Origin of the sequence: Nocardia sp. NPDC058640 (assembly GCF_042716995.1) — a bacterium.
Taxonomy (GTDB): Bacteria; Actinomycetota; Actinomycetes; order Mycobacteriales; family Mycobacteriaceae; genus Nocardia.
In genome coordinates, this window is the sequence record NZ_JBHXRG010000005.1 from 243643 (window position 1) to 269383 (window position 25741).

2 protein-coding genes are annotated in these 25741 nt (G+C 67.8%); both read left to right on the plus strand.

What is annotated here, in order from left to right; genetic code table 11:
- The first annotated feature begins 515 nt into the window (after nt 1-515).
- Nucleotides 516-24968 (plus strand): non-ribosomal peptide synthase/polyketide synthase, encoded by a 24453-nt coding sequence (locus ACFWU5_RS10440; protein ID WP_379266889.1) that lies wholly within the window; start codon nt 516-518, stop codon nt 24966-24968.
- Nucleotides 24965-25741: an FkbM family methyltransferase gene (locus ACFWU5_RS10445; protein ID WP_379266890.1), complete on the plus strand. Its 777-nt coding sequence runs from the start codon at nt 24965-24967 to the stop codon at nt 25739-25741. Before ACFWU5_RS10440 ends, ACFWU5_RS10445 begins: the two co-directional genes overlap by 4 nt.

Consider the following 25741-nt stretch of genomic DNA (forward strand, 5'->3'; position numbering starts at 1 on the left):
GCTCCGGTGATTTCGTGCGATGCCACCTGGTGACGTGATGGAGAATTCTCCGATTCGGTCAATCGATCAGTTTCGGCAGGGGTTGCCAGAAAATGGCCTGTTTTGCGGGGGATCGTCTGAGATTTCTTCCCGCGTATCTGGTTGGGATCCGGGTGTGTACAGGGTCTTCGTCGGTGACCGGTCAGCGCTCTGAGCTGCTGAGCAGGACTATCCGCGAAATAGTAGTTTCGCGCGGAATGTCTGAATTTGTGGTGGGCGCGCCAGGAATTGTTACTAGTGCGTTCCCTGTAATTCGTATGCCAGCAGTTTGCTGTCAGGCTAATGTCGGTGGGGTGTTTAGCAGCAGAGACCGTTGGGTACCACGCCGCGCGGGACGTCGGCTCGGCGAAACTACAAGGGGAAAACGTATGCCTGTACGGCAGTAGTGCACGCGCGACACGCTAGTCGGGAAGTACACGTGACTCCGTACTCGGAGTTCGTGTGAGGTCGTCAGTCATGCGAGGGGTCGGGTAATCATGGAGTCTGTCGAAAGCTGTGCCGGAAATCGGGATCTGATCCCGCTTTCGTCCGCGCAATACGGCATGTGGTTCGCGGATAGTGCGCACAGTGGTCCGGCGACCAATATCGCGCAGTACGTCGAGATCGAGGGTCCGATCGACGTCGCGGTGTTCAACCGGGCGGTGCACGAGGCGCTCGAGGAAACCGAATCGCTCATGGTGCGCGTGGTCGAGGTCGACGGGCGCCCGTACCAGCTGGTCGACCACAGCACCACGTTCAACGAACTGGTTCTCGATGTCAGCGCGCACAGCGATCCGATGGCCGCGGCGCTGGACTGGATGCGCGGGGACTACACCCGGCGGGTCGACATCACCGGGGAGCAACTGGCCCAGTCGCGACTGATCAAGATCAGCGACGACGTGCACCTGTGGTACGCGCGCGCCCATCACCTCGTGATCGACGGTTACGGCGCGTTCAATGTGGTGAACCGGGTCGCCGAGCACTACAACGCACTGACCGAAGGTCGAGAGCCCGTCCGGTTGGTGGCCGCCGCGTTGCGCGATATCGCCGCGGAGGAGCAGAAGTATCGGGAGAGCTCGCGGTTCACCGCCGATCGGCAGTACTGGCTCGACAAGGTCGCCGACCTGCCCGCACCGGCCGGACTCTCGGGTCGTGCGGCGCGGGCGGGGACCGTGGATGAGGTTGCGGCACGGCAACTTCCGGCGGATCTGTGCGCGCTGCTGGATCGACGCAGCGCCGAACTCGATGCGTCCGCCGCCCAGGTCGTTGTCGCGGCCTTCGCGGCCTTCTTCACACGGATGACCGGTGCCGACGAGGTGGTGCTGTCGGTCCCGATGAGTGCTCGGGTGACGATGAAGCTGCGCAATGCCGCGGCGATGCTGGCCAACATGGTGCCGATCCGGTTCGCCGTCGACGACAGCACCACAGTTGGTCAGCTGGTGCAGGCGTCGATCAGCGAACTGGTGTCCGCGTTGCGTCATCAGCGCTACCGGTTCGAGGATCTGCGCCGCGAATCGGCGGCGATCGACAACTCCACCAACACTTTCGGACCCGTGCTCAATATCTTGTTCTTCGACTCCGCGATCCATCTGGGCGACGCCGTCGGCCGCTATCGCGCGCTCACCTCGGGTGCGCTCGAGGACCTGCAGATCAACCTGTACCGCACGGGCCCGGACGCCCCGCTGCTGATCGAGTTGCACGGCAACGAGAATCTCTACAGTCAGCGCGAGATCGACGCGCACGCAGACGGTTTCATCGACTTCCTGCACCGCTTCATCGCCGCGGAGTCCGATGAGCGGGTGGTGGACCTGCCGCTGGTCACGGCCACGCAGGAACAGCTGATCATCGAGGCCTCCGCCGGCATCGACGGTGTCATGCCCGACGAAACGCTGGTGGATTCGCTGCGGCGGCAGGCTGTTTCGACGCCGCTGGCCGCCGCTGTTACCGCCGACGGCGCGACGATCACCTATCGGGAGCTGGACGAGCGCTCCACTCGGCTCGCGCGCCGGTTGATCGCGCGGGGTGCGGGGCCAGGTGCGCTGGTCGCCCTCGCGTTGCCGCGTGGCACGCAGGTGATCGTGGCGATGTTGGCTGTGCTGAAATCCGGTGCCGCGTATCTGCCGTTGGATATCACCCACCCGACCGAGCGGCTGGAATACGTTGTCGACCAGGCTGATCCGGCAGTGGTGCTGGTCGATGCGGACACCGAAGCGTTGATTTCCGGCCGGTCGATGGTGCTGCACGCCGGCGACTACCTCGACGGCTCGACGGACCCGATCACCGATAGCGACCGCACCGCGCCGCTGCGCTCGGACGACGCCGCGTATGTCATCTTCACCTCCGGCTCGACGGGCAGGCCGAAGGGTGTGGTGATCAGCCATCGCGCCGTCACGACCTATCTGGCGAATGCCTGTGCGGCCCTGGATATTCGAGACACCGATGTGTGGACCTGGCTGCACTCGGTGGCGTTCGACTACTCGATCTGGGAGGTTTTCGGGCCGCTGGTCACCGGTGGTCGCGTGGTGGTCGTGGATGGGCTCACTGCGCGCGCTCCTGCCGAACTTGTGCGTCTGACGGCTCGCGAGGCTGTCACCATCTTCAGCCAAACACCCTCCGCCTTTTATCAATTCGCTGCTGCCGCGCGCCGACACCTCGAAACCGGTGCGCCCGAGCTGGCGCTGCGGGTGGTCGTGCTGTCGGGCGAGGGGCTGGATCCGGCTGCACTGGCGCCCTGGTACGAGGACAATCCGGCCGGGCCGGTCATCGTCAACAGTTACGGCATCACCGAGACCACCGTGTTCGTCACCCGCGCGGACATGTCGGCCGACCTGGCCGTGTCCGGTGCGCCCAGTGTGATCGGCACGCCACTGCCGGGTTTGCGCACCTATGTGCTGGATCGGCGGCTTCGTCCGGCGCCGGTCGGTGCGTGGGGCGAAATCTACGTGGCGGGAACGCAATTGGCTCGCGGCTACTTGGGCCGGCCCGCATTGAGTGCGGGACGGTTCGTGGCCGACCCGTGGGGTGCGCCGGGGGAGCGGATGTACCGCAGCGGTGACGTGGCCCGCCGCGATCACCACGGTGACCTCGAGTACCGCGGCCGTGCGGACCAGCAGGTGCAGCTGCGCGGATTCCGCATCGAACTGGACGAGGTCCGCGCCGCGCTGCTGACACATCCGTCGGTGTCCGCCGCCGCGGTGGTGGTGCATCGGGCCGACACCGATGCGGCGCGACTGGTGGGCTATGTCGTTGCCGCAGGTGCCGACTGTGCCGTGGATGCTGTTGTCGCCCAGGCCGGTTCGTTGCTGCCGGAATACATGATCCCCTCGGTCGTGATGGTCGTGGACGAGCTGCCACTGACGGTCAACGGCAAGCTCGATCTGCGCGCACTGCCGGAACCCGCGGCAGGTGCGACGGCCACCTATGTGGCCCCGCGAAATGACGCCGAAACCACTGTCGCGCAAGTCTTCGCCGAAGTGCTGGGTGTGGAGCGGGTCGGTGCGTTCGACAGCTTCTTCGAGGTGGGTGGCAATTCGCTCACCGCTGCCAGTGCCGTCGTTCGCGTCGCCGATGCGACCGAATGCGAACTGTCGGTGCGTGATCTGTTCGCCAACCCGTCCGTGGCCGGGTTCGCCGAGTGCGTCGGACGGGCACGTCGCCGGGTGCGGCCAGTACTGGCGCCGATCGCCCGCGACGGGCTGTTGCCGCTGGCGCCCGCGCAGCATCGTATGTGGTTGATCAACCGTGTCGACCCCGCGTCCGCCGCCTACAACATCCCGCTGGTGCTGAGCCTGACCGGACGACTGGACCCCGTCGCGTTGCGTGCGGCCCTGGGCGATGTGCTCGAACGCCACGAGGCGCTGCGCACCCGCTACCCCGCCCGCGACGGCGAGGGCACGCAGGAGATCATGTCCGCGGAGACCGCGCTGACCGAGTTCGACCGCACCCCGGAACAAGTCGAGCAGGACGAGCTCGCGGACCGAATTCGCGAACTGTCCGCCGAAGGCTTCGACGTCTGTGCTCGCCCGCCCCTGCGCGCCGCCTTGCTTACCACGGCCCCCGACAATCACGTGCTGGTGTTGGTGCTGCACCACATCTGCTGTGACGGCACCTCTTTGGCGCCACTGGCCGTCGACTTCGCCACCGCCTACGCGGCACGCTCACAGCAAACCGCACCCGATCAGCCACCGCTGCGGGTGCAGTACGCCGACTACGCCGACTGGCACCGTCAGCTGCTCGGCGACGAAACCGACGTGCACTCACTCGCCGCCGACCAATTGACCTACTGGACAGCACAATTGGCCGACATCCCCGCCGTGCTGGAACTGCCCACCGATCGCCCGCGCCCCGCGCGCAGTTCGATGCGGGGAGCGGTCATGGCGACCCAACTCCCCGCACAGACCTACGCCGACATCGAACGCCTGGCCCGCGCCGCGGACGTCACGCCGTTCATGGTCGTGCACGCCGCCCTCGCCGTCCTGCTGGCCCGACTGTCGGGCACCGCCGACATCGTCATCGGCGCACCGCTGGCCGGCCGTGGTGAACAGGATCTGGCGCCCCTGGTGGGAATGTTCGTCAACACCGTGGCCCTGCGCATCCCGGTGCGCGGTGACGAGTCGTTCACCGCCTTCCTCGAACGCGTCAAGGACGTGGACCTGGACGCCTTCGCGCACGGTGACCTGCCGTTCGATCGCGTAGTCGAGGAGCTGGACCCGCAACGTTCCCCCGCCTACGCGCCCGTGTGCCAGGTGTATCTGGCCTTCGACAACACCGACCTGCCCCGCCTGACCCTGCCCGATCTCACGGTGGAAGTCCTCGATCCCGGGGCTGAACCCGCGAAGGTGGACCTGGTGGTCACCGTCGGCGCCAATGCGGCGGGCACCGGCGATGTCGCGCTGCGCATCAACTACGCCACCGACCTGTTCGACCCCGACACTATCGAGCAGCTCGCCGCCCGTCTGCGCCGCATCCTGGACGCGATGGTGGCGAACCCGTCCACGCCGGTCGGCGACGTCGAGCTGCTGTCGACCACCGAACATTCTGCGCTGCAACCGGTTCGGGGAGCTGACGCGGTGCCAGGAATCGCCTTGGCGGACCTGCTGGCACGCGGCGTCGCGATCTCCCCGGCGGGTCCGGCGGTCCTCTCCGGCACCGAGCACCTCGACTTCACCGAGCTGGACGCGGCGTCGAACCGTTTCGCTCGACGTCTGCTCGACGAGGGCGCCCGACCCGGCGAAGTGGTGGCCATGGTCCTGCCGCGCTCGGCCGATTTCGTGGTAGCCGTGTGGGCCGTCGCGAAAACCGGTGCGGCCCTTGTCCTCATCGATCCGCGCAATCCGCGGGACCGCGTCGGCGCCATGCTCGCCGACAGCGCGCCGCGCGTGGTGTTGACCAGCGCCGAGGTCGAGGGCGCCGCGCCCGAGGGACCGTGGTCGCTGCTGGTGGTCGCCGACCCGGTCTCGCGCAGCATCACCGCCGACTATTCGCCGGCCCCGATCGCCGACGCCGACCGGGGCAGGCCTGTGCATCCCGGTGACGTGGCGTACGTGATCTACACCTCGGGAACCACCGGTGTGCCCAAGGGTGTCGAGGTCACCAACCAGGGGCTGGCGAACTTCGCAGCCGAACAGCAGGACCGCTACGACGTCGACCCCACCGCACGCGTGCTGCAGGCAGCCGGTCCGGGCTTCGACGCGGTGATGCTGGAAATCCTGCTCGCCCACCCCGGTGGCGCCGCACTTGTCGTGTCCCCGCCCGATGTCTACGCGGGCACAGAACTTGCGGAACTCATTCGGCAACACCAGGTCTCGCACGCCTTCCTGACACCGACCGTGCTCGGCTCGATGTCACCGGAGGGTCTGCAGTGCCTGCGGGTCCTGGTCTCCGGCGGCGAAGCCCTCACCGCCGACCTGGGCGCCACCTGGGCGCCGGACCGGCGGCTGTTCAACGGTTACGGGCCCACCGAGACCACCATCATGGTCGCCATCAGCGACCCGATCCCCGCGCACGGCCCGATCACCATCGGCGGCCCCATCCGCGGCATCACCGCGCAGGTCCTGGACGCCAGAATGCGGCCCGTCCCGGTCGGTGCGACCGGCGAACTGTACATCGGCGGTGTGCAATTGGCGCGCGGCTACCTGCACCGACCCACCACGACCGCGACCAGTTTTGTCGCCGACCCGTGCGGCGCGGGCACCCGCATGTACCGCACCGGCGACCTCGTCCGATGGACCGCGGACCACACCCTGCAGTACCTGGGCCGCGCCGACCATCAGGTGAAGATCCGCGGCCAGCGCACCGAGCTCGGCGAGATCGAAGCCGTGCTGGCGCAAGACCCGGCGGTGACCAACGCGGTGGTGGTGATCCACAGCAGCGACCGTCTCGTGGGCTACCTGGTCGGCGCGGGCGTCGACGGCGAGCAGGTCCGTGCCGCCGCGCGCGACCGGCTGCCCGCGCACATGGTGCCCGATGTCTGCATGGTCCTGGACCGATTCCCGCTCACCGCCAGCGGCAAACTCGACCGCGCGGTGCTACCCGAGCCGGTGTTTCCGCAGACCGCCCCCGATATCGCCCCGCGCACCCCCACCGAACAACTCGTCGCGGGTGTATATCGCGACGTGCTCGGTGCGCCCCACGTCAGCGCGCTGGACAACTTCTTCGATCTGGGCGGCAACTCGCTGACCGCGACCAAGGTCGCCTCACGACTGTCGGACGTGTTCGGCACCGATATCGCGGTGCGCGCCCTGTTCGAAACCCCGACCGTCGACGCGCTCGCTCGAACACTGGATGCCGTTGGACTGGGGGATATTCCGGGTGTCACCCACCAGCGCCTGATTCCCCAGCAGCGGCCGGACCGAATTCCCCTGTCGCCCGCACAGGCCCGCATGTGGTTCCTCAACCAGTTCGACACCGCAGCCGCGGTCTACAACGTGCCCGTGGTCGTGCGGATCTCCGGTCCGCTGGACGTCGAAGCGCTGCGAACCGCCCTCGCCGATGTCATCGACCGGCACGAATCCCTGCGCACCCGCTACCCCGACAGCGACAGCGGGCCCTGGCAACAGATCCTGCCCGCTGACCACGACGCGATCCCTCAACTCACGGTCGAGACGGTCGCCGAGGCCGAGGTCGGTGACCGCATCGCGCGGGAAACCGCCATCGGCTTCGATGTGAGCGCCACGGTCCCGGTGCGAATCCTGTTGCTGCGCACCACCTCCGAGGAGTGGACGGTCGTGATGACCATCCACCATGTCGCGATCGACGGCTCCTCCCTAGCACCGCTCGCCGCCGACCTGGCCGTGGCCTACCAGGCCCGTTCCACCGGCGGGCAACCCGAATGGGCGCCGCTGCCGGTCCAGTACGCGGACTACACGCTGTGGCAACGCAAGATCCTGGGCACCCAGGAAGACCCCAGCAGCGTGACCGCCAGCCAGATCCGGTATTGGCTCGCGGCGCTGGCCGACCTGCCCCAGATGCTGGACCTGCCCACCGACCGCCCGCGCCCCCCGGTGCAATCGTTCCGCGGGGCGAACCTGTCCACCAGCATCCCCGCCGACCTGCACCGCGACCTGATCGCGCTGGCACGTCGCCACGACACGACGCTGTTCATGGTCGCCCACGCCGCGTTCGCGGTGCTGCTGGCGCGCCTGTCGGGCACCGGCGACATCGCGGTCGGCACCCCGGTCGCCGGCCGTGGCGAACCGGCGCTGGACCCGCTGATCGGCATGTTCGTCAACACGCTGGTGCTGCGCGTCCAGGTCGACACCGGCGCCCCGTTCACCGAGATGCTCGACCGTGCCCGCGAGTGCGATCTGGGCGCCTTCGACAACGCGGCGATCCCGTTCGAACAGTTGGTGGAGGTTCTCAACCCGCCGCGCAGCACCGCGCACGAACCACTGACCCAGGTCGGTTTCACGTTTCAGAACATCGACATCCCGACCCTGCGCCTGGGCGGGCTCACGGTGGCGGCCGACCTGGTCGAACCCGGCGTCGCCAAATACGACCTGCACCTGACCCTGGTCGACACCCTAGGTGCCGACGGTGCGCCGGGCGACATGCAGGTCGAATTCGGCTACGCCACCGATCTTTTCGACGAGACCACCATCGTGCCGATGTTCGAACGATTCGTCGCGATCCTGCGCGGTGTCGTCGCCGACCCGACCCTGCCCGTGGGCGACCTGCCGCTGGTGAGTCCGCGCGAACTCGACGAGCTGGCGCTGCGCGAAACCGGGCCCGACGTCCCCGGCGACGGCGCGACGATCGCGGACCTGTTCGCGGCGCAGGTCGCGGCGACACCGGAACTCACCGCGGTCATCGACGCCGACAGTGGTTCCACGCTCACCTACAGCGCCTTCGGTGCCGAGGTGAATGCCCTGGCGCGGGTGCTGATCGGTTATGGCATCGGTCCGGGAAGTGTTGTGGCAGTGTCGATGCGACGCTCGGTCGACCTGCTCACCACGCTGTACGCCATCCACGCGGCAGGTGCGGCCTACCTGCCGCTGGATCCCGACCATCCGGTCGATCGTCTTCGCACCGTCCTGGCCACCGCACAACCGGACGCCGTGCTGATTCGCGACAACCTCGAAATGCCCACTGATGCACCGGTTTTGCGTCTGGCCGACCTTCGCGCACATCGCGGCAAGCCCATGCTCGGCACCGATCAGGCGGGTGATATCGCGGCCTCGGGGACCGATGTCGCTGCTGTGAACGGCACGGCTGATACCGCGCCGGTTACCGATGCCGACCGTGTCAGGCCGCTGCGACCGGATGACCTGGCTTACGTCATCTTCACGTCCGGCTCGACCGGCGTGCCGAAGGGTGTCGCACTCACCCACGAAGCCGTCGTCAACCAATTGCGCTGGCTCACTGGTCATTACGACATCGGCACTGCTGATGTATTGCTGCTGCGTACCCCCGTCACCTTCGACCTGTCGGTGTGGGAACTGTTCACCGCACCCACCTGCGGTGCCGCACTGGTCGTCGCGGGCCGAGACGACCACACAGACCCCGCCGCCGTGGCCAGGCTGATCGCTGACCACAGCGTGACAGTGGTCGACTTCGTGCCCTCGCTACTGTCGGCATTCCTCGACACCGCGACCCGCGACGATCTCGCAACCGTCCGGCAGGTGCTGTGCATCGGCGAGGCCCTGGACTCGGCCACCGTGAGCCGGTTCCGCGGCGTGAGCGACGCGCGCGTCGACAACCTCTACGGCCCCACCGAAGCCGCGGTCAGCGCCACCGCCTGGGAGATCGGCGAGCTCGACGGCCCCACCGTCCCGATCGGAACACCCGAGGCGAATGTCGTTGCTCACGTGCTGGATTCACGGCTGCGACCCGTCCCGGCAGGTGTCACGGGCGAGCTGTATCTGGGTGGTATCCAACTAGCCCGCGGCTACCACGCCCGCCCCGACCTGACCGCCGCCGCATTCGTCGCAGACCCCTTCGGCTCGGCGCCGGGTGCGCGTCTGTACCGCACCGGTGACCTGGCTCGCTGGGACTCGGCGGGCCGGTTGCGCTATGTCGGCCGCAGTGATTCCCAGATCAAGATCCGTGGCCTGCGCGTCGAACTCGGCGATATCGAAGCCGCGCTGCTCGCGCACGACCACATCGGTGCCGCGGTGGTCAGAGTGCACGGCGTCGCCGACGAGCAGGTGCTGGTGGCCTACGCCGTGAGCGCCGAGACGATCGACCCCGACGCGGTCCGAGCATTCCTGCTGGAACGCCTGCCCGCGTATATGGTTCCCGCCCAAGTGATTCGGATCGACTCGATCCCACTCACCGTCAACGGCAAGATCGACCACCGCGCCCTGCCCACCCCACACGCCCTTACCGCCACCCACTACCGCGCGCCCAGCGGGATCGCCGAAGAAACCATCGCCGGGGTGATCGCCGACCTGGTGCACACCCCGTGGGTCGGCGCCGACGACAACTTCTTCACCCTCGGCGGCAATTCGCTGCTGGCCACGCGGGCACTGAGCCGAATCGGCGAGGTACTGGGCGTCACCATCCCCGTGCGCGCGATCTTCGAAGCCCCGACGGTATCCGAACTCGCCCGCTGGGTCGAACGTCTGCGCGCGGTCGGCAGCGTCGCGGGCCCGGTCGCGCGGCGGCGACCCGAGCGCATCCCGCTCTCGCCTGCGCAGAGTCGGATGTGGTTGCTGAACCAGCTCGATCCCGACGCGGCGAGTTATGTTGTGCCCCTGTCGATCAGCCTCGACGGCGAACTCGACATCGAGGCGCTGATCGCCGCCCTGCACGATGTCATCGAGCGGCACGAAATCCTGCGCACCACCTATCCGGCCCACGACGGCACCCCCAGTCAGATGGTGCTGTCCGCCGAGGAGGTCATGGCGGGCTGCGATCTCACCGTGCACCCGGTATCCGAAGCGGACCTGATCCCACGGCTGACCCAGTTCTTCGGCACCGGATTCGACGTTTCCGCGGGTGCACCGCTGCGGGTGGCCCTGTTCCGCCGCACCGAAACCTCGCACGCACTGGCTCTGTCGGTGCACCACATCAACTGCGACGGGTACTCGGTGGCGCCACTGGCCGCCGACATCATCGAGGCCTACAGCGCCCGCCGGTTCGGTGCCGCTCCCGAATGGTCGCCGCTGCCAGTGCAATTCGCCGATTACGCCCTGTGGCAGCGCGAACAGCTCGCCGCACCCGACTCCGCGCCGGGAAACGACCTGCGCTACTGGCGCACCCAACTCGCGGGACTGCCCGATGTCCTCGCCCTGCCCACGGACCGGCCCCGCCCGGTCGAACAGACCCACCGCGGCGCGACCGTCCACGCGACGGTGCCCGCCGAGGTGGCGGAAGCCGTTGCGGCACTGGCACGACACAGCGGCGTCACCCCATTCATGGTGGCGCACACCGCCTTAGCGGTGCTGCTGGCCCAACTGTCGGGCAGCGACGACATCGCCATCGGCATCCCCTACGCGGGACGCGGCGATCGATCCCTGGACCGCCTGGTCGGCATGCTCGTCAACACCCTGGTATTGCGCACCCGCGTACACCCCGGCCAGCGCTTCGATGACCTGCTCGAGCTGACCCGACGCACTGACATCGAAGCCTTCGACCACGCCGCCGCACCGTTCGAACAGTTGGTGGAAGTGCTGAATCCGGTTCGCTCGACAGCACATTCACCGCTGTTCCAGGTAATGCTGGCCTACCAGAACATGCCCCCTGCCCAGCTCGAACTGTCCGGTCTGGCCGTGGACGCGATCGACGTCGGCGCCGACGCCGCCATCTGCGACCTGCTGCTGATGGTCACCGAGGACCGCGGCCGCGACAACGAGATCGCGGGCATGAACCTGCGACTGACCTACGCCACCGACCTTTTCGACGAGGACACCGCGCGCCGGTTGACCGAACAGTTCGTGCGCGTGCTCGATGCCGTCACCACCGACGCGCAGATCGTCGCGGGGGAGATCGACCTCGCCGACGAAGCGACCCGCACCCGCCTGCTGCGCCCGCTGGACGCCCCACTGGTGCACCCGGACCGCACCCTGGTCGACGCCTTCGACGAGCAGGTGGCGCGCACCCCGGACGCGGTCGCGGTCCGCGTCCCCGGTGGTCGAACCCTGACCTATCGTGAGTTCGACGGTGAGGTGAACCGCCTCGCCCGCCACCTCATCGACCTGGGCGCGGGCCCCGAAACCACTGTGGCGGTGGCGATTCACCGGTCGATCGAACTCATCACCGCCGTCTACGCCGTCGTGAAATCCGGTGCCGCCTTCGTGCCGCTGGACCCCGACCACCCGACCGCACGACTGTCCCACGTGCTCGAGGTCGCCGGGCCGCTGCTGGTCGTCACCACCGCCGCCGACGACACGGCACTGCCCGGCACCGTCCGACGTATTCGCCTCGAAGACCTGGACGTGAGCGCACAGTCCGCCGAACCCGTCGGCAACCAGGACCGCCGCGCACCCTTGCGAGCGAACAACACCGCGTACGTACTGTTCACCTCCGGGTCGACCGGCGCCCCGAAGGGTGTTGCCCTCACCCACGCCGCCACCGCCCACCAATTGGCGTGGGCCCAAAGCGAATTCCCGCACGACGAATCAGACGTGGTGCTGCACAAGACCCAGATCACCTTCGACATCGCGGTGTGGGAGTTGTTCTGGCCCTTGCAGACCGGCGCCTCGATCGTCGTCGCCGAACCCGGCGGCCACCGCGACCCCGCCTACCTCGCCGAGACCATCGCGAACGAACACGTGACCACCGTCCATTTCGTGCCCGCGATGCTGGACGTGCTGCTGGAACACCCGGCCGTGACCCGGCTGTCCACGGTCCGCCACGTCTTCCCCGCCGGTGAGGCGTTGGCCCAGCGCACCGCCGAGCGCGCTCGGCAGATCTTCGAGCACGCCGAGGTGGTCAACTGGTACGGGCCCGCCGAGGCCGAAGTCGTCACCGCCTACCGGTGCACCACGGATTCCGTTGCCCCGCACAATGTTCCGATCGGCTACCCGGTTACCGGGATGTCGGCCTTCGTGCTCAACGCGCGACTGCGGCCGGTGCCGGTCGGCGTGATCGGCGACCTGTACGTCGCCGGAATCCAGCTGGCCCGTGGCTATCACGACCGCCCCGACCTCACCTGCGCGGTGTTCATCGCTGATCCGTTCGGGGAGCCGGGGGAGCGGCTGTACCGCACCGGCGACCTGGTCCGCTGGTCGACTACCGGTGCGCTCGAGTACGTGGGCCGCAGCGATTTCCAGGTGAAGTTCCACGGCCAACGAGTCGAGCCCGAAGACATCGAAGCCGCGCTGCACTCGATCGAAACCGTGGCCGGCGCGGTCGCGATCGTCACCGCCGACCGGATCACCGCGTACGTGGTGCCCGCACCCGGCGCGGCCCTGGACGGGGCGACCGTGCGCAAGCGGCTCGCCCGACTGCTGCCGTCCTACCTGGTCCCCGCCGCGGTCAAGGTCCTGGACAGTTTGCCGCTCAACACCAACGGCAAGGTCGACAGGTCGGCGCTGTCGCACGCGGCGTTCGACGACGTCGACGGGTTCCTCGGCTCCGATGCCGACGAGAACGGGCCCACGGACGAGTTCGTCGCCCGCACCGATCGGGAGGCGGTGCTGGCCAAGATCGTCGCCGAGATCGTGGGCGCCGACCGGGTCAGTGTCGTGGCCGACCTGTTCGACATCGGCATGAACTCCCTGTCCGCCGCACAGTTGGCGGCCAGGGCGGAGGCCGCGCTGCGCGTGCGTGTGAGTGTGCGCGACATCTTCGAGGCGCCGTCCGTGGCCGAACTGGCCGAGAAGATCGCCCTGCGCGACGGCTACGCGGGCGTGCCGCTGGTGCGCCGGCACCATCGCGCCGAGATCCCCCTCGCAGCGGCGCAACGGCGGATCTGGATCCTCAACCAGCTCGACCCCGCCTCGGGTGCGTACAACATCGGCTTCGCGGCGAAGCTGACCGGCCCGCTCGAGGTGGCGGCGCTGCGGGCGGCGATGGGCGATGTGGTGGCCCGGCACGAAACGCTGCGCACCATCTACCCGGCTGTGGGTGGGCAACCGCGTCAGCTGGTGTTGGACAGTGCGGTGGGTGCCGCGGACATCTCTGTCGCCGAGGTCGCCGATCCGGCGCAGCTGACGTCGGTACTGCGCGCGGAAGTGGAGGCGGGTTTCGACATCGCTTCGAATACACCGGTTCGCGCCCGGTTGTATCGCACGGGCGCCGACGAACACGTGCTCGTGCTGGTGGTGCACCACATCGCCGCCGACGGTGCGTCGATGGCCCCGTTGGCTCGGGATGTGTTCGCCGCGTACCGGTCTCGTCGCACCGACACGACCCCGCTGTGGCCGCCGCTGCCTGTCGACTACGCGGACTACGCGGTGTGGCAGCGTGAACTGCTCGGCGCCGAAGACGACCCCACGTCGATGGCGGGGCGCCAAATCGCCTACTGGCAGCGGGTTCTCGCCGATGCGCCCGAATTATTGGCCCTGCCCACCGACTACCCGCGTCCCGCGGTGGTGTCCATGGACGGTGGCAGTGTCGGGTTCACCGTCGAACCGAGCCTGCACGACGCCGTGGTCGCGCTCGCGCGCCGCGAAGGCGTCACGGTGTTCATGGTCCTGCACGCCGCGCTGGCGATCCTGCTCTCGCGCACCGCGCACACCGACGACATCACCATCGGCACCCCGGTCAGTGGCCGTGGACGACCCGAACTCGACAATCTGGTCGGCATGTTCGTCAACACGGTCGCCCTGCGCACCCGGGTCGACGGGGACCTGCCGTTCCGTGAATTCCTGGCCGACCTGCGCGGCACCGACCTGGAAGGGCTCGCGCACGCGGACGTGCCGTTCGAACGGCTGGTCGAGGTGCTGGATCGGGCGGGCTCGACCGCGTATTCGCCGCTGTACCAAGTAATGCTGGGCTTCCGCAACGCTGACCCCGCCCGCTTCGAACTCGACGACATCGACGTCGACATTCTCGATCCCGGTGTGGCACAGGCCAAAACAGACCTCACCGTGCTGCTGAACGAACGCGTGGACGGCGCGGGAATCGACGGCGAGATCGTCTACGCCACCGACCTGTTCACCGCGGCCACCGCGACCCGATTCGCCGACCGCCTGCTACGCGTTCTCGACACGATCACCGCGGAACCGGACGTGGCCATCGCGGCTATCGACCTGCTCACCACCGAGGAGTCCGAGCAGCTGCTCCCCGCCGGGCGCGAAGCCGCGGTGCGGCCGAAGACACTGCCCCAACTGCTCACCGTCGCCGCGGCGGACCCGGCGGCGACCGCGCTGATCGGTGACGGCGAAACCCTGACCTACGGTGAGCTCGACCGGCGGTCCGATCAGCTGGCTGTCCTGCTGGCCCGTGCGGGTGCCGCACCGGGAATCTTTGTGGCCCTGGCGATCCCGCGATCGGTGGACTTCCATGTGGGCCTGTGGGCGATCACGAAGACCGGTGCGGCGTTCATGCCGATGGATCTGCGCTACCCCGCAGATCGGCTCGCGCACATGGTGCAGGATTCCGGGGCCACGCTCGGAGTGACGCTGAGCTCGGCACGTTCGTCGCTGCCGGACACCGTCGACTGGATGTGCCTGGACCAAGACGACGTCATCGCTGAACTATCCACCGCACCAACAGATCACGCCTTCACCCCCGCCCGACTCGACGACGCCGCCTACCTGGTCTACACCTCCGGCTCGACAGGTCTGCCCAAGGGTGTTGTTGTCACACACGCCGGACTGGCGGCCTTCGCCGCAGAGAAGCACCAGCACTACCAGATCGACCGCGACTCCCGAGTCCTGCAGGTAGCCGCGCCCGCCTTCGACGCGGTGATGATGGAATCGCTGATGTCCTACGCCGCCGGTGCCACGCTGGTGGTCTCGCCTGCCGATGTATTCGCTGGCGCGGAATTGACCGAACTGATTCGGACCCAACGGGTTTCACACGCCTTCGTGACGCCCAGCGTGCTGGCGACACTGCGACCCGAAGGCCTGGACAGCCTGGAAATGCTGACCGTCGGCGGTGAGGCGCTGTCCGCCGAACTCGTCGCCGCATGGGCGCCGGGACGGCGGTTCCACAATGTGTACGGGCCGACCGAGACCACGGTAGCGGTCAGCGTCAGCGCGCAGCTGCAGCCGGGGGACCCGATCACCATCGGTGCGCCGATTCGCGGCGTGCACGCGGTCGTGCTGGACGCACGGCTGCGCCCAGTTCCGATCGGCGTGGTCGGCGAGCTGTACCTGTCGGGCAACGCACTGGCCCGCGGATACCTGAACCGGCGGGGCGCCACCGCAGGCGCGTTCGTCGCCGGCCCATACGGCGCCCCCGGCACCCGGATGTACCGCACCGGCGACCTGGTCCGCTGGAGCGCCGAACACACCATCGAATACGTGGGCCGCGCCGACTTCCAGGTCAAGATCCGAGGCCAGCGGGTGGAACTCGGCGAGATCGACGCCGCACTGGTCGCCTGCCCGAACGTCGCCTCGGCAGTCACGGTGAGCAAGCGCGGTCAGGCGGGTCAGCCGATGCTGGCCGCCTACCTGGTCGCCGACGATGGTGCCACGATCGACACCGCCGCGATCCGCGACCGGATCTCGGGTGCACTGCCCGAACACATGGTGCCCGCGGTAATCATGGTCCTCGACGAGATGCCTGTGTCGGCGACAGGCAAGGTGAACCGGCGCGCGCTCCCAGAACCTGTTGCCCAGGCACAAGGTTCGGCTGTCGCCGTGACCGAACTGGAAAAGACCATCTCGACAGTTTTCGCCGAGGTGCTGGGGGTGGCCACGGTAGGAACCGATGAGTCGTTCTTCGCACTCGGCGGCGACTCGATCATGTCCATCCAGTTGGCATCCCGTTTGAAGGCCGCCGGAGTCGTCGTCACGGCACGAGACATCTTCGAGCACAGGACAGTTCGCGGACTAGCCGCGGTTGCCGAGGATGCGGGTCGAGTCACCCTCGAGGAACTGCCCGGCGGTGGCGTCGGCGAGATAGCCCGGACCCCGATCGTGTCCTGGTATCTGGACCGCCCTGCTGCCGACCGGTTCGCGCAGTCACTGCTGGTCGAGCTCCCCGGCGATGCCCGCCCGGCAGATGTGGTCGTCACCGTTCAGGCCGTGCTGGACCGGCACGACATGCTGCGTGCGCGTCTGAGTTCCGGGCAACAGGATGCGTTGTCGGACGCAGCGCCCCAGTCGTACCTCGAGGTGTTGTCACCAGGCACCGTCGATGCTGAACAGCTGGTCTCGGTGCGCACGTTCGGAGCCGAGAGTGGTCCCGGCAGTGACGGTTTCGCGGCGCTGCTCGAGAGTGCGCTCGATGAAGCGTCGGCACGACTGAGCCCTGCGGATGGCGCGATGGTGCAGGTCGTGTGCCTGCTGCCCGAGCCCGGCGTGGCGGCGTCGGGGCGTGCGTTGATCGTGATCCACCACCTGGTCGTCGACGGCGTCTCCTGGCGGATCCTGATCCCCGACTTCGTCGCCGCGTGGCAGCAGATCGAGCAGGGTCGCACGGCTGAGCTGCCCGAGGTGGGCACCTCGATGCGTCGCTGGGCGCAAGCCGTATCGGCGGCAGCGGAAGACCGTGCCGACGAACTGCCGCTGTGGCAGGGGATGGGTGCACGTCCTGAACCGCTGCTGGGTCGCGACGTCCTCGACCCGACCGTCGACGTGCAGGACACGGTCGAGCGGTTGACGCTGACACTGCCCGTCGAACTCACCACAGCCCTGATGGGCGCTGTGCCCAGCGCGGCACATGCCACTACCGACGACGCCCTGCTCGCGGGACTCGTTCTGGCACTGGAACGTTGGCGCGCTAACCGTGGCGTCGAGCACAGCGGTGCCCGCATTCTGCTCGAAAGTCACGGCCGCGAAGAACAACTCGCCCCCGGCGCCGACCTGTCCCGCACGGTCGGCTGGTTCACCAGCGCCTACCCGGTCGACCTCGACATCGACAGCACCGATCCCCGTGCCGCGGTGAAGTCGGTCAAGGAACAGTTGCGCGCGGTGCCCGACAAGGGCGTCGGCTACGGCATGTTGCGCTACCTGAACCCGGAAACCGCGCACCAACTGTCGAAGTTGCCCGCCCCACAGATCAGTTTCAACAACCTCGGCCGTGCGGGCGTGGACATCGCCGCACTGTCGGGCGTCGCCTGGGTCCCCGCCGCCGACGATTTCGACCGTCAAGCCGCCTTCGACCCGGACATGCCCGCCGCCGCCACCCTGACCGTCGACACCAGCATCATCGACACCCCCGCAGGCCCCACGCTGTCTGCCCAGATCGGTTACGCCACACGGCTACTGGATGGCGAGGACGTCAGCGAGCTCCTCGACGAGTGGACAGCAGTTCTGACCGAACTCGCGGAAACCGCAGTACAGGAAGCAGATTGGGGCCTGTCCCCGTCGGACACCCCGCTCGTGGCCCTCACCCAGCAAGACCTGGACACCTTCACCGAGCGCTACGGCCCCCTCGAAGCCGTCTGGTCGATAGCGCCGCTGCAAGCCGGCCTGCTGTTCCACGCCGAACTCGCCGCGGGCGAATTGGATGTGTACACCGCGCAATCGGAGATGACCCTGACGGGCCCGCTCGACGAGGCCAGGCTCCGCAAGGCCGCCGCGGACCTGCTGCAACGGCACCCGAACCTGCGATCGGCCTTCACCCGCACCACCGATGGTGTTGTCGCACAGGTCGTTCCGGCACACACCCCCCTGCACTGGCGCACCCTCGAAACAGCCGAAGCGGACCTGCCGGAAATCCTCGCAGCCGAACGCGCACTGGCCTTCGACCCCGCCGACCCGCCCCTGGTGCGTTTTGTTCTGGCGACCGTGACCCCCACCGAGTTCCGGTTGATCATGACCGCCCACCACATCCTGCTCGACGGCTGGTCACTGCCGCTGCTGCTGCGCGACCTGGTCGGCCTGTACGCCGCAGGCGACGACGCGGCCCTCCTGACGCCCGCACCGTCCTACGGCAACTACCTGACCTGGCTGTCGCAGCGAGACACCACCGCAGGCATCCAGACCTGGCGCGACGCTATGGCTGGATTCGCAGAACCCACCCTGATCGCCGAAACGGGTTCCGACGCCACCGTCGAGGTACCGGTCGACCTGACCATCGACCTCGACGACGCGACAACCACCGCCCTGACCGAGCTCGCCCGCACCATCGGCGTCACGATGTCGACCATCGTGCAGTTCGCCTGGGCCACAGTGCTTTCCAAGCAACTGGGTCGCGAACGCATCGTGTTCGGTGAAACCGTGTCCGGCAGGCCCGCGCAGGTGCCCGGCGTCGAGCAGATGATCGGACTGTTCATCAACACACTGCCGGTCCCCGTCCACGTGCGCGGTGACCGCACCGTCGTGCAGGCCCTGGAACAGTTGCAGGCGAACAAGACCGCGCTGCTGGACCACCACCACATCGAACTGTCGGCGATCATGGCGGCGCTGGGTAGCGGGCCACTGTTCGACACGCTGGTCGCCTACGAGTCCTACCCGGTCGACAGCAGCGGACTCGGCGATGCCGACATCGACGGCGTGCGAGTCACCGATGTGGTCGGCACCGACGCCGCGCACTACCCGATCACCGTGCAGGCCCACCACACCGACACCCTGCATATCCGCGTGCGTTATCAGCCGGCCCGCGTCGACAACGTGACCGCAACCGCAACGGGTCTGGCAGACCGCATCGAACGGGTCCTACGCGGCATCGCCACCGATCCCACCGGCCGAATCGCCGACATCGACCTGCTATCTGCCGCAGAGCACGCGGCACTGGTCCCAGCCAGGGGCGCGGCGCAGGCGGCACCTGAATCACTGACGAACTTGCTGCGACGCGGCGTGGTCGAACGGCCCGACGGCGTGGCAGTGATGTTCGGATCGGACAGCGCAACCTTCACCGAATTGGACACTCGCGCACACCGTTTGGCCCACTGGCTGATCGAACACGGCGTCGAAACCGGCGACACCGTCGGCGTGGTCATGCCGCGCTCGATCCCGTTGATCACCACCATCTGGGCCCTGGCCGAAGTCGGCGCCGCCGGCGCCCTGCTGGACCCACGCAACCCGCACGAACGACTCGCGGTCATGCTCGCCGACTGCGATGCCCGTGTCGTGCTGACCCTGACCGATGTTGGTGCCCCGCAAGGTGAATGGACGCGGCTGGTTATCGATGACCCGTCGTCGGCTGAACAGATCGCACAGCAACCGACCACCCCGGTGCTACGGACGGTCCGCGAGACCGACCTGGCCTACGTCATCTACACCTCGGGAACCACCGGCACCCCGAAGGGCGTCGCGGTCACCCACGCCGGTCTGGCGAATTTCGCTGCCGAACAACGGGATCGGTATCAAGTCACCCCCGAGTCGCGGGTGCTGCAGTGTGCCGCACCAGGATTCGACGCGGTCATGCTCGAGATCCTGATGGCCCACCCGCACGGCGCGACCCTGGTCATCTCGCCGCCCGACACCTACGCGGGCACCGAACTCGCGCAGCTCATCGCTGACAACGCCGTCACCCATGCCTTCCTGACCCCGACCGTCCTCGCCACCATGTCACCCGAAGGGCTCGACAGCCTCGAGGTCTTGGTCGCCGGTGGCGAAGCGGTCCCGGCCGAACTGACCGCACTCTGGGCACCCGGCCGCCACCTGTTCAACGGCTACGGACCGACCGAGACCACGATCATGGTCGCCATCAGCGACCCCCTGACTCCCCGCGAACCCATCACCCTCGGCGGCCCCATCCGCGGCACCTCCGCGGTGGTCCTGGACGCACACCTGCGACCCGTGCCGATCGGCGTGACCGGCGAACTGTACGTCAGCGGCATCCAACTGGCCCGCGGCTACCTCGGCCGCCCCACCGCCACGGCCACGACCTTCCTCGCCAATCCCTACGATCCCGGCGCGCGCATGTACCGCACCGGCGACCGGGTCCGCTGGACCGCCGACCACACCCTGGAATACCTCGGCCGCGCCGACCACCAGGTCAAGATCCGCGGCCAACGCATCGAACTCGGCGAGATCGAAGCCGTACTGGCCGAAGACCCCACCGTCACACACGCGGTAGCGCTGCTGCGCACCGACGACAACGGCACAGACCGACTCATCGGCTACCTCACCGGCGACGACGTAGACCCCGAACAGGTGCGCGCAACGGCACGACGTCGACTGCCCGCCCACATGGTTCCCGACATCTGCGTTGTGCTGCAACAACTTCCACTGACCACCACCGGAAAACTGGACCGTGCCGCACTGCCGATGCCGACCTTCGCCGCCGTCGAATACGTGGCCCCCAACACCCCGACCGAACAGCTCATCGCCGACACCTGCGCCGAAGTCCTGGAATTGCCCCGAGTCGGCATGGGCGACAACTTCTTCGACCTCGGCGGCAATTCTCTGACCGCCACCCGCCTGACCGCACGACTGAGCACGGCCCTTGGCGTGCGGGTGGCCGTGCGCGACCTGTTCGAGTACCCGACCCTGACCGACCTCGCGACCCGGCTGACCGGCCGCGATCACGTCGACCGCCCGGCACTGACCCGACGCACCGGCAGCGGCCCGGTGCCACTGTCGCCCGCGCAGCAACGCATGTGGTTCCTCAACCAACTCGACGCCTCCGTCGGCGCCTACAACGTGCCCCTGGCGATCCGGTTGACCGGCGAACTCGATATCGCCGCATTGAGCAAAGCCTGCGTGCTGGTGATCGACCGTCATGAGTCACTGCGCACGAAATTCCCTGTGATCGACGGTATTCCGCATCAGGTGGTCGTCGATGCCGAGCAGGTCATGCCCGACCTGACCCCCGTGTCGATCGAGGAATCGGTACTGCCGAAGGCGGCCGCGACTTTGCTGTCGGCGAGCTTCCAGGTCACCGAGGCGCCGCCTGTGCGCGCGGAACTGTTCGAACTGGGCCCCGACGATCACGTGCTGGTGATCGCCGTGCACCACATCTGCGCCGACGGCCTGTCGATGATCCCCCTGGCCCGCGACGTCGCCGCCGCCTACCACGCGGTCCGCACCGACACCGACCCCGCCTGGCCGTCGCTGGCAGTCCAATACCCGGATTACGCACTGTGGCAACATGATCTGCTCGGCGACGAGCACGATCCCGCATCGATGCTGTCACGCCAACTGGCCTTCTGGCGCGAAACTCTGGCCGGCCTCCCGGAACTGCTGGAACTGCCGACCGACATGCCGCGCCCCCCGGTCGCGTCGATGCGGGGGCGAGTTACCGACTTCGCCATCGAACCCGCACTGCAGGAACGCATCGGCGCGGTCGCGCGAGCCGCGGGCGCGACCCCGTTCATGGTCGCGCACGCCGCCTTGAGCATCCTGCTCGCCCGGCTGGCCAACACCCACGACGTAGCGGTCGGCACCCCGGTTTCCGGGCGTGGTGAACGCGAACTCGACGACCTGATCGGCATGTTCGTCAACACCGTCGTCCTGCGCACGGCCGTCCCCGCCGATCAACCGTTCCACGCACTACTGAAGGACATCAAGGCCGCGGATCTGGCCGCCCTCGCGCACGCCGAGATCTCCTTCGAACAGGTCGTGGAGGCACTGAACCCACCGCGCTCCACCGCCCACCTGCCGCTGTACCAGGTCACCATCGACTACCAGAACCTAGATCGCGCCGCACTGGACCTGCCGGGCGTCACGGTGCAACCGGTCGAGGACTACATCGACCAGGCGCAGTCCGACCTCAATGTGAAGTTGGTCGAACGCTTCGACGCCGACGGCAACCCCCTGGGCATGATCGGCCGATTGACCTACGCCACAGACCTTTTCGTCGAAGAGTCGATGCAGCGGTTCGCCCGCTGGTACCTCCGCATCCTGGAAACCGTCACCGCCGACCCGCAGACCCTCGTCGGCGACATCGACTTCATCACACCGCACCAACGCCACGAGGTACTCGAGGCGGCAGGGCAGCCGGGCGCCCAGGTCCCAGAGGAAACGCTCGCCGACCTGTTCGCGCGACGGGTGACCGCCGCCCCCAACGCTGTCGCGATAACCGACGGAACCACGGTCCTGACCTACGGAGAACTGGACCAGCGCGCCAAGGCTGTTGCTGCCCAACTCATCTCGTGTGGCGCGGGACCGGAAACTCTGGTGGCGGTAGCCTTGCCGCGCTCGGCAGACCTGGTCGTCGGACTGCTGGCGGTGGTCATGTCAGGTGCCGGGTACCTGCCGCTGGACGTGGCATACCCGGCTGAACGGCTGCGCTTCGTGCTCGACGACGCCCAACCCGTAGCCATGTTGACCACCTCCACGATGGCAGCGGAGGTTCCCGAATTCCACGGCCCGATAATCCATTTGGATGACAACGTGACCGTCGAGAGCGTTCAGACCACGACTGCTCGCCCGGACAATGTCGCCTACATGATCTACACCTCGGGCTCCACCGGACGGCCGAAGGGCGTGACCGTCACCCACCGTGACGTCGTCACCCTGCTCACGAACACCGCACAGAAGTTCGACGTCGGACCCGACGACGTGTGGACGCTGTTCCACTCCTACGCCTTCGATTTCGCGGTCTGGGAAATGTGGGGCGCCCTGCTGTCCGGCGGACGCCTGGTAGTCGTCGACTACGACACGACCCGCACCCCCGACGCCTTCGTCGACCTCGTAGCCCGCGAAAAGGTCACCGTCCTGAGCCAAACACCCTCTGCCTTCTACGGATTCATCGATGCGCAACGCCGACACAGCGGCGACGAACTGACCCTGCGCTACATCGTGTTCGGCGGCGAAGCCCTCGACACCGCCCGGCTCACCGGCTGGTTCCAGACCCACCCGGCCGGAACACCGCACCTGGTGAACATGTACGGCATCACCGAAACAACCGTGCACGTGACCTACGCTGACATCGACCAGGCAGCCAACGGCGGAATCGGCTGCGCCCTACCGGGTATGGCGGTCTACGTGCTCGACCAACGCCTGCGGCCGGTCCCGGTCGGCGTCACCGGCGACCTCTACGTCGGCGGCGGACAACTCTCGCGCGGCTACCACGGCGCAGGCGCGCTCACCGCCGGTCGGTTCATCGCCGATCCGTTCGGTGCGCCCGGCAGTCGGCTGTACCGCACCGGCGACATCGGTAGGTGGCAGCGCAACGGAGACGCGCTGGAACTGGACTACCTAGGCCGCGCCGACACCCAGATCCAATTGCGTGGATTCCGTATCGAATTGGGCGAAGTGGAATCGGCGCTGCTGCGCCACCCCGACGTCGCCCAGGCCGCCGCGACAGTGCACCGGCACGCGAAGGACGTCGACCAGCTGATCGGCTACGTCGTGCCCGTCGACGGCAAGACCATCGACCCGGTCCAGGTCCGCGCAGCCGTCACCGAGCTGCTCACCGGCTACATGGTGCCCTCGGCCATCGTGGTGCTGGATTCGCTCCCGGTCACCGTCAACGGCAAACTCGACCGAAAGGCATTGCCCGCACCCGATTTCGAGGCCGCCAGAGACGAATTCGACACGCCGCGAACACCTTCCGAGATCGCCATTGCCGAGGTCTTCGCGAACACGCTGAACGTGGACAGAGTCGGAGCAGGCGACGGATTCTTCGATTTGGGCGGCAACTCCCTGCTGGCCACTATGGCAGTAGCCGAACTCCAAGGCCGTGGCGTACAACTGGAACTGCCCTGGATGTTCGACGACGCGACCCCACGCGCACTGGCCCGCCGAGTCGACGAGGCCGAAGGCGGCTCGGGCATGCAGGTGCTGCTACCCCTTCGCCCCACCGGCGACGCCCCCGCCCTGTTCGCCATCCACCCCGCGGGCGGCCTGGCCTGGTTCTACGGCGGACTGGTCGGGCACCTGCGCGACGACCGGCCGGTCTACGGCCTGCAGGACCCCCACGTCGTCGCCGGCGAGGCCAGTGCCACGTCGATCGACGAGTTGGCGCACCGCTACGTCGAGGAGATCCGCCGGACCCAAGCCACCGGCCCGTACCACCTGCTCGGCTGGTCGCTGGGCGGCGAAATCGCCCATGCCGTCGCGACACAGCTGCAGGACCGCGGCGAACAGGTCGCCATGCTGGCCATGATGGACAGTGCCGCCGGTGCGCCCCCGACCGCGGCCGCCCCCGAATCCGCGCCGGGGGAGTTGATGGCCGACCTGCTGGGCGGGTGGCGTGAGCTGTTCGATCTCGGCGACACCGTCACCGCCAGCACCCCCGAACAGGCCTGGCAGGTCGTGCGCGATCAGATCACCGGCACCGGCCTGTTCAGCGGCGAACAGATCGACCGGGTGATGGAAAGTTTCGCCACCGCAGGCGAACTCGCGCACAACTACCAGCCGCGCACCTTCGACGGCGACCTGATCTTCTTCACCGCAGGTAAAGACCGCGACGACACCGAGGCCATCGCCGCCACGTGGCAACCGCACATCACCGGCCGCATCCACAACACTGTCCTGGATTCCCGCCATCTCGAACTGACCCACCCGTCCGCGCTGGCCGTGATCGGCCCGATCCTCGAAGGATTCATGACCACATGACCACCACACAGCAGCAACTGCGCCTCGACGACGGCCGCACCGTCACCTGCACCAGCCCCGCCGAAGCGCGCATGCTCTGGCACGAGATGATCGTCGACGGGTACTACCGCCGGGCCGCGGCCACCCTGCGCCCCGGCGACCTCGCCATCGACATCGGCGCCAATATCGGCCTCAGCGCCATGATGTTCGCCGAAGTCGACCCCGCCGTGCGGGTGATCGCGGCCGAACCCGCCCCCGCCACCTACGACTGCCTGCACCGCAACATGGCCGCCTACGTGCCCGGCGGAATCGCCCTGGAAGTCGCGGTCGGCGCCGCACCCGGCGTGCTGCCGTTCACCTGGTACCCGCGCGCCACCGCGAACTCGAGCCTGTACGCCGACCGCGAAGCCGACGACGACGCCACCAAAACCTTCCTGCGCAACAGCGGCCTACCCGACGAGGCGATCACGCTCATCACCACCGGCCTGCACGACGGCGAACAGATCGACGTCGAAGTCACCACGGTGTCGGCGATCTTGTCCCAGTACGACCCTGCCGCCGAGATCGGCGTGCTGAAGATCGACGTCGAACGCGCCGAATTCGATGTGCTGCTGGGCATTGCCGAATCCGACTGGTCGCGCATCCGCTGCGTGGTCGCCGAGGTCCACGACCGCGACGACCGGCTCGCACAGTTCTGCGAAGTCCTCACCCTGCACGGTCTCACCGCCCAAACCCGCCAGGACAAGTCCCTGGCGGGCACCGAACTGCACGAGGTGTTTGCAGCGCGGGCGTGA

Bases quoted from the DNA above. Each gene is read 5' to 3' on its own strand.
- ACFWU5_RS10440 (WP_379266889.1), top strand. From the start codon at position 516: ATGGAGTCTGTCGAAAGCTGTGCCGGAAATCGGGATCTGATCCCGCTT.
- ACFWU5_RS10445 (WP_379266890.1), top strand. From the start codon at position 24,965: ATGACCACCACACAGCAGCAACTGCGCCTCGACGACGGCCGCACCGTC.